The organism is Candidatus Nomurabacteria bacterium (assembly GCA_023898645.1).
Lineage (GTDB): Bacteria > Patescibacteriota > Saccharimonadia > Saccharimonadales > Saccharimonadaceae > UBA2112.
The window spans coordinates 694,781-708,695 of sequence record CP060232.1 but is presented as its reverse complement, the minus strand read 5'-3'; the positions used below and the strand labels follow the sequence as shown (position 1 = coordinate 708,695).

16 protein-coding genes are annotated in these 13,915 nt (G+C 47.4%); 4 read left to right on the top strand and 12 right to left on the bottom strand.

Annotated features, from left to right (window positions below; genetic code table 11):
- Positions 1-10: 10 nt before the first annotated feature.
- The 3 genes from H6797_03650 to H6797_03640 form a co-directional block, all read right to left on the bottom strand.
- Entirely contained in the window at positions 11-682 is a 672-nt protein-coding gene (locus H6797_03650) for a response regulator transcription factor (GenBank protein USN96147.1), read from the bottom strand.
- Between the two features lie 40 nt (positions 683-722).
- Complete coding sequence (locus H6797_03645; protein ID USN96146.1) at positions 723-1,049, bottom strand: helix-turn-helix transcriptional regulator; 327 nt, start codon at positions 1,047-1,049, stop codon at positions 723-725.
- A gap of 161 nt (positions 1,050-1,210) precedes the next feature.
- Positions 1,211-1,456 carry a hypothetical protein gene (locus H6797_03640; GenBank protein ID USN96145.1) on the bottom strand — a complete coding sequence of 82 codons (246 nt, stop codon included), beginning with the start codon at positions 1,454-1,456 and terminating at the stop codon, positions 1,211-1,213.
- 326 nt (positions 1,457-1,782) lie between these two features.
- Here H6797_03640 and tgt point away from each other — a divergent pair, with 326 nt between their 5' ends.
- Positions 1,783-2,988 (top strand): tRNA guanosine(34) transglycosylase Tgt, encoded by a 1,206-nt coding sequence (gene tgt, locus H6797_03635; GenBank protein ID USN96144.1) that lies wholly within the window; start codon positions 1,783-1,785, stop codon positions 2,986-2,988.
- A 52-nt stretch (positions 2,989-3,040) separates the two neighbouring features.
- On the opposite strand, the gene H6797_03630 is transcribed toward tgt, so the two are convergent.
- The gene (locus H6797_03630; protein ID USN96143.1) at positions 3,041-3,421 is read right to left on the bottom strand and encodes a hypothetical protein; all 381 of its coding nucleotides are present in this window, start codon (positions 3,419-3,421) and stop codon (positions 3,041-3,043) included.
- A gap of 119 nt (positions 3,422-3,540) precedes the next feature.
- Between H6797_03630 and H6797_03625 the strand changes: the two genes are divergently transcribed.
- Positions 3,541-4,671: an AI-2E family transporter gene (locus H6797_03625; GenBank protein USN96142.1), complete on the top strand. Its 1,131-nt coding sequence runs from the start codon at positions 3,541-3,543 to the stop codon at positions 4,669-4,671.
- A 94-nt stretch (positions 4,672-4,765) separates the two neighbouring features.
- Here the strand turns inward: H6797_03625 and H6797_03620 are convergent, their stop codons facing one another.
- From H6797_03620 to H6797_03605, 4 genes are all read right to left on the bottom strand, one after another.
- A complete protein-coding gene (locus H6797_03620; protein ID USN96141.1) occupies positions 4,766-5,080 on the bottom strand; it encodes a hypothetical protein in 315 nt (104 codons plus the stop codon).
- Positions 5,081-5,208: 128 nt separating this feature from the next.
- Entirely contained in the window at positions 5,209-5,361 is a 153-nt protein-coding gene (locus tag H6797_03615) for a hypothetical protein (GenBank protein USN96140.1), read from the bottom strand.
- Between the two features lie 80 nt (positions 5,362-5,441).
- Positions 5,442-6,866, bottom strand: a complete 1,425-nt coding sequence (locus tag H6797_03610; GenBank protein USN96139.1) for a cysteine--tRNA ligase — start codon at positions 6,864-6,866, stop codon at positions 5,442-5,444.
- Positions 6,847-7,839 carry a DHH family phosphoesterase gene (locus H6797_03605; protein USN96138.1) on the bottom strand — a complete coding sequence of 331 codons (993 nt, stop codon included), beginning with the start codon at positions 7,837-7,839 and terminating at the stop codon, positions 6,847-6,849. The genes H6797_03610 and H6797_03605 overlap by 20 nt, the downstream gene beginning before the upstream one ends.
- Before the next feature lie 128 nt (positions 7,840-7,967).
- Here H6797_03605 and H6797_03600 point away from each other — a divergent pair, with 128 nt between their 5' ends.
- Together H6797_03600 and H6797_03595 are read left to right on the top strand one after the other, a co-directional pair.
- Positions 7,968-8,264 carry a hypothetical protein gene (locus H6797_03600; GenBank protein USN96137.1) on the top strand — a complete coding sequence of 99 codons (297 nt, stop codon included), beginning with the start codon at positions 7,968-7,970 and terminating at the stop codon, positions 8,262-8,264.
- Between the two features lie 135 nt (positions 8,265-8,399).
- A complete protein-coding gene (locus H6797_03595; GenBank protein USN96136.1) occupies positions 8,400-8,753 on the top strand; it encodes a hypothetical protein in 354 nt (117 codons plus the stop codon).
- A 53-nt stretch (positions 8,754-8,806) separates the two neighbouring features.
- On the opposite strand, the gene recR is transcribed toward H6797_03595, so the two are convergent.
- From recR to H6797_03575, 4 genes are all read right to left on the bottom strand, one after another.
- Positions 8,807-9,421: a recombination protein RecR gene (gene recR, locus H6797_03590; protein ID USN96135.1), complete on the bottom strand. Its 615-nt coding sequence runs from the start codon at positions 9,419-9,421 to the stop codon at positions 8,807-8,809.
- 3 nt (positions 9,422-9,424) lie between these two features.
- Positions 9,425-9,727 (bottom strand): YbaB/EbfC family nucleoid-associated protein, encoded by a 303-nt coding sequence (locus H6797_03585; protein ID USN96134.1) that lies wholly within the window; start codon positions 9,725-9,727, stop codon positions 9,425-9,427.
- A gap of 44 nt (positions 9,728-9,771) precedes the next feature.
- Entirely contained in the window at positions 9,772-11,217 is a 1,446-nt protein-coding gene (locus H6797_03580; protein USN96133.1) for a glycosyltransferase family 39 protein, read from the bottom strand.
- An 89-nt stretch (positions 11,218-11,306) separates the two neighbouring features.
- Positions 11,307-13,781, bottom strand: a complete 2,475-nt coding sequence (locus tag H6797_03575) for a hypothetical protein (GenBank protein USN96132.1) — start codon at positions 13,779-13,781, stop codon at positions 11,307-11,309.
- Positions 13,782-13,915 lie beyond the last annotated feature (134 nt).

Genomic DNA, 13,915 nt, shown 5'->3' with positions numbered 1-13,915 from the left:
TTAATAAATTCTACGCGTCGATTTTGTAGCCAAATCCACGAACAGTTTTAATTAATTGCTTATCAAAAGGCTCGTCAACTTTGGCACGTAAGTATTTGATGTAAACTTCGACAGTATTTAGCAGTATGTCAGCATCGTAATCCCACACATGAGCTACGATTGTCTCTTTGTTTGACGGGCGGCCTTGGTTACGTAGCAAAAATTCGAGTAGAGCAAATTCTTTGCTCGTCAGGTGTATTTCTTTGCCGCCTCGTGTGACGCGAAATGTCGTAGTGTCGAGCTCTAGGTCATCTGCTTTTAGTACGGTACCTTTTTGTTCGGCGGGGCGACGTAAAAGTGCGCGTACGCGAGCTAACAGTTCGGCAAGTGCGAATGGCTTAACTAGATAATCATCGGCACCACTATCTAAGCCCTTTGTTTTGTCAGCGGTTGTGCCTAGGGCCGTCAAAAGTAATACGGGCGTATGAATTTTTTCTTCGCGCATGGCCTTTACTATGTCGAGTCCATTGTATTCGCCGGGAATCATACGATCAATAATCGCCAAGTCATACGGCTCGGTTGTAGCCATGGCATAACCTTCGTCACCATCATATGCTACGTCGACCGCATAGTTCTCTTGTTCGAGAGCTCGCGCCACTGCGCGTGCGATCTTATGCTCATCTTCAACAACTAATATCCTCATACTATTATTATATACCCCTTTACTGACAGTCAGCTTAATTTCAGTCAATCTGAAGCGACGGATATTTCTTACTCCAGGCCTGCATGGACTGTAGCACTGGCATAAGATCGCGACCTTTTTTTGTGAGTCGATAAACGCAGCGGCTTCCTTCGCCGGCAGTTTCTTTTACTATGATTTCAGAAGCTTCAAGTTCGTCTAGCCGGGCACACAGTGTGCGGGGGTTTATACCACCCACTAACTCCTGTATTTGGCAGAATCGGACAGCTTCTTCATTCAGAAAATAACGCAATAATTTAGGTGTCCATTTGTTGCCTAAGACACTTGTTGCGCTGTCGATACATCCGATTGTTTCACTCGCCGTTTTCATAAAGTTTACTATACATTAGATAGTGTTATTTGGCAAACGCTAACGTAATTTGAGTAAACTATTTAATACTAATAGTGAGTGAAAATTATCTTATTTTTAAACTCAAAACCTCCCCTTTGCAGACGATTGTATGTCTGTTTCGGGAAGGTATCGAGGACCATTTAGTTTATACCAACCAATGTCCAGCTGCCACCATGATTGTCGCTTCGCAGGTGGAAGGTCTGCAAACCGTCACTTAGTGCCAGTATCTGGGCGATTTGATTACCACGGCGAACTGTCGTGCATAAGCCGTTGTCGACGAAGTCAACTGCTCTGCCTTCAAATTCCATGCGGCGCGGGATAGCGCGTAGATCGCGACCGAAGCCCATACTTAGTATGGTAACCGGTATGTTAAATAGTTTTGTCATTTCCTTATTCCCCCTTCGGATAGTTTGTAAAACGTGCGGATTTAGGTGGGGAACTATATTGGCTGACAGATCTACCGCTTGATCTGCATAATCGCCGCTATAGCGTTACGACGTCGGCAGGGACGCTTGGCAAGCAGTATAAGTACTACTCTCGCAGCCAGTGTGTATGTCGACGTAATTGTTCATCTACGTCTGCGAGTGGAAAGGTTTCCCAGTACCCGCATGACTGCATGTTATTATGCGCCTTTAAATTCCATGCGGTCAATACCGCTTGTGCTTTTTACAATAGATTTATTACCTCTGTTAACTGTGTTAAAATAGCTGCAATGACAAAAGCACTCGAATTTGAGATTCATCATCGACTGGACGGCGCCTTGGCTCGGACCGGTACGATCACCACGCCGCACGGCACGATAGAGACGCCGGCTTTTATACCCGTGGGTACACAGGCTGCCATGAAAGGCCTGACGCCAGAGCAGCTAGCTGGAACTGGCGCGCAGGCACTGTTAGTCAACGCATATCATCTGTTTTTGCGTCCTGGTCATAGTGTCATCGACGAAGCTGGCGGTGTGCAAAAATTCATGAATTGGAGCAAGCCGACGTTTAGCGACAGTGGCGGATTTCAGGTTATGAGTCTTGGAGTGGGATTCAAAAAAGTTATCGACATGTCTGGCGAAACTGTCGATGAACCAAAATCAAAGAAAGAAAAACTTGCATGGGTCGACGATGACGGCGTACGATTTAAGTCGCACCTCGATGGTTCAATGCAAAAATTCACGCCAGAGCTTTCCATGCAGATCCAGCATGGAATAGGCGCCGACATTACGTTTGCATTCGACGAACTCACTACGTTGCACCACGATTATTATTATCAAATCGAATCACTCGACAAACGCACTCACCCATGGGCTGTGCGAAGTTTAAATGAGCATAAACGATTGAACGATGAGCGTTCACATCGACCGCCACAAGCGCTGTTTGGCGTTATTCAGGGGGCCGACTACGAAAACCTCCGTCGCCGTAGCGCTAAATTTTTGGGCGGCATGGACTTCGACGGTTACGGACTAGGCGGTGCGTTGCGTAAAGAAAATATCGGCGATATTGTGCGCTGGATGAACGAAGAGTTACCAGATGGCAAGCCGCGCCACATGCTTGGCATTAGCGAGCCGGACGATATTTTTGCATGCATCGAAAATGGCGCCGACACATTTGACTGTGTGTCGCCTGCTCGTGTTGCTCGTAACGGCGCATTATATACACGGCACGGTCGAGTAAACGTCACTCGCGCACAGTATGCTCGTGACTTTACACTGTTTGACGCAGACTGCGATTGTTACAGCTGCCAAAACTACACGTCTGCTTATTTACATCATTTGTTTAAAACCGGCGAATTACTTGGAAAAACCCTTGCTACCATTCACAACGAACGCTTCATCGTGCGCTTGGTTGACGACATCCGCGCTAGCATTGCCGATGATTCATTTTATGATTTCAAAAACGAATTTCTGAGTAACTACTACTCGAAAAAATGAAAGGAGCCCGCCGATGCGGAGCTCCATTCAAGGTGCTCGACGCGTCGACAGGCTATTGGCGTTTGCTGTGCTCGATTTTAGTTACTCTTCTTGGTGCATTAAAATTTCGACTATGGAAATCATTCCAATCCGCGCATGATGCTTTCGGATATAATGCCAGGCCCTTAATTACGCTTACATGAGAGCTACTTGGAAGTAGGTAGACGACCATGTCGCTCATTTCGATGTCTTGGCTGCATGACAACTCTTGCACGTTACGGTTTGACCGTATGCAATTATGTAGTTCGTCCGGGACATCCGATTCATCAAGCTGCAGTTCGAGTCGAGAGTCATTTTTGATAAAAACGTACTTCTTGTCGTCGCCTGTGTGTATAGTGACGTAATCACCCGCTTCTATCGAATCTAAGTACAATATGCGAATAGGTTCGTTCATCGTCTCACCTTTCTGATCGAGAAACGACAATTGCCGCCAGTATCGCAGAAGTCGTGTCCCCTTTCAAGCATAAGGTTTGTATCTGTTCAAAATACTCTATATCAGATATACTTAAAACGATGAAAGTACGCATCGAGATCGAAACTAAAACATTTGTCCGTTTTTGGCTGGTTATCGCTGCATTTTTGCTAGTAGTTGAAGCTATCATTATCGCTCGTCAGGCGCTTATTATTCTTGGTACGGCTTTCTTTTTGGCACTGGCACTTAATCGGCCGGTTACTGCACTGGCAAACAAATTACCAGGCAAAAGCCGTGTTGGCGGGACAGCTATCGCCTATGTTATCGTCGTTGGCCTGATCGGTGTTTTCCTATCATTTGTCGTACCGCCAATCATTGAGCAAACAGCACGCGTTGTCGAATCGCTTCCGTCAGTAGTAGACCAGATTCAGACTCAATGGCATGGTCTTCATAAAATCGTTGAGCACTATGGTCTGCAAACTCAAGTAAATCAAGCTCTCGATTCAATCCGCAACAATGCTACAGACTGGGCTGCCCATATCGGTTCTAACCTTATCAATAGCGTCGGTTCGTTGTTCGGCTTCCTTACCAGCTTGTTCCTCGTTCTCGTATTGTCGTTCCTTATGTTGGTCGAAGCTCCAAATTGGCTAAAGCTCGTGTGGGGTGTATATAACGACCAAGATCGTATGAAGGCTCATCGCAAGCTAGCAGTTCGCATGTATAATGTCGTAACTGGCTACGTTACCGGTCAGTTGGCGGTTTCGGGTATTGGCGCATTTTTTGCGGGATTAACCGTATTTGTCATGAGCTTCATTTTTCACGTTCCGGTCAACTTGGCACTACCAACTGCGGCTATCGCGTTTCTTCTTTCGCTAATTCCTATGTTTGGCGCGACTATTGGCGGTATACTCATTTGTTTATTACTTGCTTTTAACGACCTTACGGCATCACTCGTATTTGCAATCTATTTTGTCATTTATCAGCAAATTGAAAACAACTTTATATCACCAGCTATTCAATCAAAGACAGTCGAATTATCTGCGCTTGCCATTTTAGGCTCGGTAACGGTCGGGTTGTACTTGTTTGGTATTGCAGGCGGTATCATCTCTATACCGATTGCCGGATGTATAAAAGTGCTGCTAGAGGCTTATGTGGAACGTGCCAAAAAACACCGCACTGAGAGTGAGAAGCATTCTGGCTTACTTGTCAAAAAGATCCAAGATAACACATAGAAATGAACAGCCCCGGTCGTAAAACCGGGGCTTGTTCGTACTTCACCGAGACGAAGACACAGAGAGTGTCAACTTTCTACGAGGTGGGCGCGTATCAGCGCATCAACTCGGAGGTCGGACCCATGTGGTTGCTTTCCCAGATGTCGCATAGCGCGTCATGAACCTGCTGGCTGAAGTAGCTGCTTTGATTCTGATTGCGCCACCACGCACTGGGAGTTTCACCTCTCTGGCGCAGGCCGACGTAGATGCGTCGTGCCTCGTCATAGGCTTCGCGCTCTTCTATAGCTTGGTATGATTCGAAGGCTTGCTGTACCTTGTTACTGCTCCAGCTGAGTTCTTCGGGGGTTTCCTCGTATTCGCCGATGCTTGCGGCGATTGCCTTACGCCTGCAGGGGTCGTTGTAGCCCATCGTTCCTCTCTCGGTTGAATTGTCGATGTACGAACTTTATATAATTATAACATAAGAATAATAAAAAAGCAATATATCCAAACAAGAACAGTCCCGGTCGTAGTGACCGGGACTTAAGTTCGATGTGGTTAGTGGGGTGCGACTCGCGAAAATCCCGTCCACATATCATTTTCTTTGTAAAAATCCATGAGTGTCTTTTTCTTCGAGTGCGGTTCACGCGGTTCGAGAATGTGGATTTTCACCATAAGTTGCACCAGGAATGTGCGTAGTTGCGTCGTCACCTTAAGCTCCTTTGCTTTCGGTAGTAGGATAACGATGAATACAATATACCACCTTTTTTATATAATGTCAATGCTTACGCTTATGCGTATTCCCATATTGCGCCACTAGCACTGTCGCGAATTACTATCCCCTGCTTTGCAAGTTCATCACGAATTTGGTCTGATCTTTCCCAGTCTTTAGCTTCACGAGCGCGTTGGCGTTCCATGATGAGCTGTTTTTGTTCATTCGTAATATCAGCCGTAGTTTCAAGTAGTTGTAGGCCAAGCATATCGTCGATAGCTTCAAGTAGCTGTACTAACGAATTATGACTGATACTTTCTAGTTTATGAGCTTCCAGGTACGAGAAAGCTTCGTCAATGATTCGCAACGCTTCAGGCGTGTTTAGGTCATCGTTTAATGCTTCACGAATTTTACCAATGACTGCAAGTGACGGGTTGTCTCCGTTGCTATGCATTTCGTGAGTCTGGTGACGCAGTGCCGAGACAGTGCGCCAGTGTCGCAGACGATTATGCGCAGCCTGGGCATTTTCTAAGCTGAAATTCGTTGGTTTTCTGTAATGAGACTGCAACACTAGTAGACGAAATGCGAGCGGATCAACACCTTTTTCTTTCAGGTCGCTCAGTGTATAGAAGTTGTTGGCACTTTTTGCCATCTTTTTACCGTCAACTAATATATGTTCGTTGTGAACAAAAACTTGTGCATAGTTCGGGTCGTCATGGCCGGCTGTACTTTGAGCGATTTCGTTTTCGTGGTGCGGGAACGCCAAGTCAATGCCGCCGGTGTGGATGTCGAATGGTTGACCCAGCTCCATACGGCTCATGACTGAGCATTCGATATGCCACCCTGGCCGTCCTAAAAGATCGGTGCCGTCGAGTGTAAATTCCCAGGCAGGTTCACCATCCTTTTGCTTTTTCCATAGTGCGAAATCATGCGCCGACTCTTTGTCGTATTCGTCGTTTTGGATACGTTCGCTGCCGGTGCTTTCGTCGGTGATATCAACAAGTTGTCCGTACTTTTTGCCGGATTTTTTGTATGCATCGATGCTGAAATACACGCCATCATCTGCGATATAGGCAAAACCTTTGTCATGGAGCTCTGAGATAAGCTGGCGCATACCTTCGATGGTTTCGTCGTCTGCTGCTCTTATGAACGTTAGCGCTTCGATGTTATTGCCAATAGCCTGCATGTCTAGTAGGAATAATTTGCTGTATTCGGCAGTCAGTTTACGCAGTGCATCCATCGCGTCGAAATCGGGATATTTTTCATGGCTGCGACGAATTGTTTTGTCGTCGACATCGGTGAAGTTCATGACATGTTTGACGTCTATGCCGTTAGATGCGACGACACGCCGCAAGATGTCAGCCGTGATAAATGCGCTGAGATTGCCGATATGAACGTGGTCGTAGACTGTAGGGCCACAACTATACATCGTGACGCGATTATCACTAAGCGGACGTAGCTCGTCTATGTTTTTTGTCAGCGTATTATGCAGTCTGATTGTCATGATCTTTCAGTGCCTTGTCTGTCGCTTCTACTAGTTCCTTTATTATTTTGTCATAGTCTTCATATACGCGGAACCCGGCTGCGTACTGGTGGCCTCCGCCTCCGAAGTAGCCGGCAATGGTCTCTGATATAGGCATGTTAGACCGTAGTTTACCCGTTAGTTTACCGTCGGGGTATGTTTTAATGGCCACACCTACTTCGACACCCTCCACGAGGCGCATTTCGTCGAGCACCAGCACGCTTGGGTTGTACTGGTCGCTGTATTTCTGTATATCTCCCCATGGTATATGCACGAGAGCTAGTTTGCCGTCGAGGAAATATTCAATTCGACCGATTAATTCGCCTTTGTAGGCAAGGATTTCCGGTGCCTTTTTCATAAACTCACGACGCCGTTCTTCTATGTTGGAGTTTTTCGCGCCGAGTGCGGCGAGTTTGCTACAGACTTCATAGGTAGCGGCAGTAACGCTTTGTGTTGTCAGGCCTAAACTGTCGCTCATAATGGCAATCATCATGTTTTCGGCAGCTTGGGCATTGATTTGCCAGCTATTACTACTAGCTAGCCCATAGATAACTTCGCTAGTTGCGACGGCCTCTTGTGACAGCATGGCGTGCTCAAACGATAAGTTTGATTCAGTCGTATGATGATCGATGACGAGTACCGGGTGTGTTTCTAGAAAATGTCGTACACCGGGAGTTTCTAGTACTTTGGTGATGAGCACGTCGGCTGCCGTATCTACGATGATAGCCAAGTCGGCATTTGTGTCGAAGTTTGCAGTAACGCGATCCCAGCCTTTGATGTAGCGTAAGTACTTCGGTATGTCGACCGGGCAATAAAGCACGACATCTTTGCCAAGATCGCCTAGAATTTCTTCGAGCGCGACGGAGCTACCTATACTGTCACCGTCTGGGTTTTCGGCTTGTATGACGATGATTTTATGGGCGTCGTTTATTAGTTTTGTGGCTTGTTCGTACATTAGGACTATTGTATCAGAGGTGCGCCAAGATAACACGCTCATTGACATTTTACGATAAAAATATTATAGTAGCATACAATAGTCATGACATCCGTTTTGACTCGCACGCCCTGATCTCAGGAGGAGATATGGTAAAAATCATGTTCGTAAGCGTCAGGTCAATCCTGATTGTCGCGGCGCTCATAATGGCAGGTATATTCGCCTCCACTGGTTCGCTGTCTCTGGCAGATGCCGGATGGGCCGTCTTTGACGGGACTGTCATTGCAGGCATAATCGGCGGTGCAACTGTCGTCATGAAGCCTATGGCCGCCCTTCGAGAGAAGAATCGTCTCAAAAGGGCCGCAGCGACCAAGCAAATGGACTACCGTAACCACGGTATGCACGAGGTTGTCGATTCCGAGGGTAACTTTCTCGGCTACTCGTAATAGCCTCTGGCTGGGCGGTGCGCGTTTAACAACGCGCCCCGCCCTTTTTGTTTGACCTTTCGTGGCTACAGTGCCATAATCCGGACATCAGTGGCATCCGCCATCGATAGTTCCTTGTAGCGAATGGATGGGACTATGCTTGATTTCTGGACATATGCGCTCGGTATATCTGCCGATACTCTGATTACTAGTGTCATCGTAGGGCTGGTGATCGCTTTCGTTCTTGCAGCAATGGGCGCAATTCTTTTTTTCAACGAGAATTATCGTTCTATGTTTCTCGTTCGTTTGCCCATGCTAGTAGTCGACACGGTTACAGTTTTCGTGTTCAACTGCGTGTGGTGGGCCATTCTGCTGGCACCGACAAGTATCCTTGTGGCCGCTGGCGTCCATGCGACGTGGCCGAGCACGCTATGGGTCGTACCGTTCGTGGTAGCATTGGGCGCGCTCATCTACTACATACGACAAAGAGACCCTCGCACCTTGCGGTGACATCTAGGCGATGTCATCCCGGGAAGCGTTTACACGCTTCCCGTTTTTAATTTCTAAAGTATTCGCCTACCTTCGAGTGCATGACCGAGTGTGATCTGGTCGGCGTATTCCAAATCGATACCTACGGGTATACCGCGGGCTAAGCGAGACATTTTCACGTCTATGCCAGCTTCTTGCACCTGTCGTTGCAGAAATAGCGCGGTTGATTCTCCCTCTACACTGGCGTTGGTGGCAATGATAATCTCCTGTACCTCGTCACTGACGATACGTTCCATCAACTCGGGTATATGTAGTTGTTCTGGGCCGATGCCGTCGATCGGGCTAATTGCTCCGCCTAGTACGTGGTAGGTGCCATGGTACTGCCCTGTGCGCTCTAGCGCCACAATGTCGAGTGGTTCTTCGACGACTGCAATTGTTGTACGGTCGCGCGACTTGTCGCTATAGAGTGGCGATACATCCTGCGATGAATCGATGAGCGCAAATGTGACAGGGCATGACTTCACGCCACTATGAAGCTTTTCTAAACTAGTTGCTAGTTTGTCGGTGACGGTCGGTTTGGCACGAAGCAAATAGTACGCGTAGCGTTCCGCGGTACGCGCTCCAACACCCGGCAGGCGGCCGAGTTCTTCTATGACGTCAGTCAAGGCCTTGGGCAGCAAGCTGCTCATAGGCTAGAGTCCGAGGTTGCCTAGGCTTCCCATCAGCGGCTGCATCTTAGCTGCTGCGATTTCCTGAGCTTTTTGCATGCCATCGCGGATGGCGATTTCAACGTTGTTTTCTAGTTCTTCGATGTCATTAAGGTCAACGTAGTCAGGGTTGATTTTTACTTTTTCAACCTTCAGTTCACCGTTGATAGTTATCTCGACAGCTGGATCGTCGTCTTCGCCGCCGGCAACAACAACAACCTTTTGCTTCTTCAGTTCTTTTTGCGCTTTACGCAAATCATTGAGCATCTTCATTTGGTCAAAAGCCATAATTTATCTCCCTTTACAGTTGAGGCTATTATACCGCAAAATTCCTACTTTTTGTAGATGTAGAACCGATCGCTATTTCGGCTGTCGTCGGTAGTAATGATGCGCGTCGGTACGCTTTTAATACTAGTATGTGCCGCACGAGTGGCAGCGAACTCGGTGGTGTTATTTGGTACTTTGGTAAGAACTACGATGTTTTTATGTGGATTGTAGCGGGCTACGGCGTCAAAGAACGGTTGCTGTTCTGCAGTGACGACTATCGTTGTAACGTTTTTGGTTAGCACACGACTGTTGTATAGCGTTAAGTCATGGTTGAACGTGTTGGCGGTTTCTGGATCATAGCGGTATCCGTCTATGTAACGATATAAACCAGAGGTAACTAAACCTCCAACTAAAATCGTAAGAGGCACAACGCCCACGAAGCGCGCATAGGGGTTATGTGGGAATATTTCGTACCAGGCACGAAGCAAGTAGCTCAAACCGTTTGCCAGGAGAAGAAGAAGCGGCACAAACATGACGGTAGTGAGCGTCGGATTGATGATAAGAATTGGTATGAGAACGATTATCCATGCTGTTAGCGTGTAGCTTCTGGCCGTATAACGAATCTTAAATAATTGCCATATGCCGAGTACGATTAATGCCATCGAGCCAAGATCGAGGACCGGCGTCATTAGGTTGCCACTTTGCGGATGAATAAAGTTGAAATACTGCTGGAATATAATTTTGAGGTTTTCAAGCACGTTTGGCGGCCAGCTTGCCGGTGCGCCAACTAATTCGAGTATGAGTTCGGGGTTTGTAAAAACCAAGTATCCAAGCGGTAATGCGATGACGGTGCTAATTGAGAGAAACGTAAATAACTGTTGCCATGACATTTTTTTGAGTACGTAACGTACGTGTGGGTGAAGTAAACCAGCGCTCATGATTGCTAGTACCAAGTAGATACTCATAGGTGTATATAAACTGAGCGGCATGGCTATGAAAAAGGCTGCCTTCCAAAAAGTTTTGTGTCGCTCAGACGTCGTAATCATAGTGGCGATCAGTAGAAGCCACACTGACCACATGATGTACGTGATATTCGCCGAGCCGGACTGTGCGACGTACAGGAACTGCCCCGTCGTAATCATGATGACGGTAGCGAGTACGGCTATATTTGGCCGGAACCACCGACGCAACAACAGTACGGCACCAATGCCGGTGAAAAACGCACATATAAGTGCCGGTAGTTTGAAGGCAAAAGTGCTGGAGCCAAACAAATCGATGCTTAATCGTTGAGCGGCAAAAAACGGCATGTTTGGTATGGCTAGTGTTTTAGCGTTTTGCAAATCCATAGCAGAAGTCTGCACGAAATCTTTGGTTTCCGAGCTGCTAAATCCACCAGGCACAAACAATCCGGCCACGACTAATAACGCTAGAAACGTGACGACGATTAGTATGTAGCCGATCTGATACCGGTAGCGGTATGTGAGAAAGTTAGTCAGCTTCAGTTTTGCCATGTGGATTAATTATAACAGACATAGCGCGTACTAATCACAAGCACTTTTTTAGGTGCTAGATTTAATACGCACTTTGTCGAGGGCGTAGACTAAAAGTCTTTAGAAAGAGTACCGGTACGGTCGATGCTGTAAGCTGCTTGCTTGCCTAGTTGAAGTACCTTTTTCTGAAGCGCACTCTTTGGAAATCTGTCGTCTAGGTACGGCGTGTGTTTACCTATGTCAAATCCCTTGTCGTCACGGAAACCATCATTCACGCGGAGCTCTTTGTCGCTAAATGGACCATCTGGGATTTTATAGTTATTAATCGCCTCTTCGCTGATTATCTCGATTCGCGGAGGTTGGCCTGGCCCCAGGTGAAGCGCTACGATGGAGCTAGCGGAGCGAAGGCCTCTGTCGTACTCAAAACCAGTTAGGCCGTTGAGTGAGCCTGCGCCGACGTACAGTTTGTTGCCGCCTTGTACATATGATGCGTGGTGATAGTGGCCGAAAATTCCAATATCGATATCTTTGCGAACTTCACCAAGGCCGTTGGTTTGATTTAGCCCTGTAAATGCAGGCGGCTGGCCACCGGTACCGCGGCCCGCGCCAAAGAAGTGACTCAGGCTTACACCGATTTCACCTATGCGAAATACTGTTTCGTATGTCTTGAATGGCTCGCCACGAGATGTGATAAGCGTGTCTTGAATCTGTACGCGATTACGAATCTGATCTAGGTTGAATCCACGTGCGGCATAGGCTTGCTTGTATGGGTCGATGATAGGTTCAAAGAACGAGTAGCCGTTCCATTTGAGTGTACCGCTGTTGTATTCGTGGTTGCCAATAGTAGCTTTGATAATGAGGTTTTCCATCTGCTCCCTAGATAGCTGGCTCAGTGATTGCTCAACCATGAGACGCACAAACTCAAATTGTTGGTCCATTGCACCAAGACCTGTTCGGCCACTTTCTCGGTTGAAGTCGGAGTAATTGCGGCCTTCTACGGTGTCTCCTCCGAGGGCGACATACACGACACCCTGCCCAAGTCGTCGGTTTATCATATCGAGCTGCTTTAGCTGTAAGTCAGGGCGAGAAGCAATGTTGCCTGCTTGCCAGTCGCACTGCAGCATGACAGTAACTGGTTCGGAAAGGCTTTCAGAAACTTCCATAAGGTGCTTGTTCCATATGTTAACGAAATGAGTGCCGTCGTCTCGTCGTTCGATGGAAGTCGCGCTTGCCGGGTGGAAGCGGCGCCTACCGAGAATTTCACGCCCAGCTTGATTTGCTGGCGATGTAAGGATGTAGCCCTTTGAATTTACTGCCTTTCGAGCGTCCTGTAGGCCTCCGATTGAGTGAATAGCTTCGTTGTTAATGCCAAACACGCCAGCCGCCTCTCGCTGGCCGGTGATGATGATATTGTCGTATGTATCCTGGCCGTCGGCAGCAAGTTGCTTGCGAATTTTCGTTGGTGCACCGAAGTAGTTTGATACAGGTAGTTTGCTCGTCTGGAACCTGTGTCGTACTAGGTCGGTGTATTGAGAGCCGCGGGTTTTGGTGCGCATCTCGAAATCTTCGACCACTTGTAGTGCGTCGCTGTCTTTTAGTGCGCTCATGTCGAGGATCGTACGGTGCTTAGCAGTTAGGCGTTGTCCTTGTGCCTGGCGTTTGTAGGCGTCATAAAGTATTTCTCGTTCTGGCAATTCGTATTCGCCACGAGCTATGTCTTGCCTTAGTCGAGCCAACTGATCGCTCACGCGTGTATGTTCGTCTTCACGAAGTTCGCCGCTACTCAGTTTTTGCTCTAATTCGCTGGCAAGTTCACTGACAGCCTGACCTACTTGTTCGGTTGTGCGAAGTGCTCGCCCACTTCGGACGCAGTATGGAAACGCAACTTCTTGTGTGAAGCGATAGTATTCAGGCCAGTTTGGATTTGCTTTTGCCTTTTCAAGTCGAGACATCTGTCGTTTGACGTTGTCGCCCTCTTGGTTTTCGCGAGCGTGTTTTTTCGCGAGCTGGTGCATTTGATCAAATGCCTCGAAGGTCATCTCTTCGACGATATCGGTGTCGTTGTCGCTCATGCCATAAACAATCGGCACACCGATTTCTTTTAGCTGATCAAGCTTTGCCTTACCATGATGGAACTGCTCATCTAGGGTGCGAAGTCCGTTCTTGAGCATCCAGCGAGAATTCTTTTTGCGACCGCCAAAGTCGCCCATATAGAGACCTGTCATTACGATTTGATCAGGTTTTTGGTCCTTTGGAAGTGACCCAACTTTTTCAACTACTTCGTTAAAAAAGGTATTGTCGCTAAACCGGCTACCTACCAGAAGGTCGGCGAGAAATAGCGTGTGTTCAGATTTTTGGCGCCCAAGTTTGCGATCGATGGATTGGATGTCGTCGATGCCGGCATCTTCGGCCATGATTTCATCATAAGACATGCCGCTAAAATCATCTTTGTTCGTCAAATAACCAAATGCTTTTAGTGCTTTTGGATCAAGTGTAGCGGGCTCCTGGCCCTTTTCGTTTTCTTCCAAACCTTGTGATGGCTCTGCCTTAACAAACCTACCGTCATTACCCCTGACTTGTTCCATCACGTCCCCCGTTTTTCGTAAACGATACCCCCACTTGCATCGGATTTTGATAATTTTTTAAGCACAATTTAGTACCTGCCCTCATACTACACTGTGCTTAACGCTAGCGCTAGCGTATTGTTTATGTAAAATAA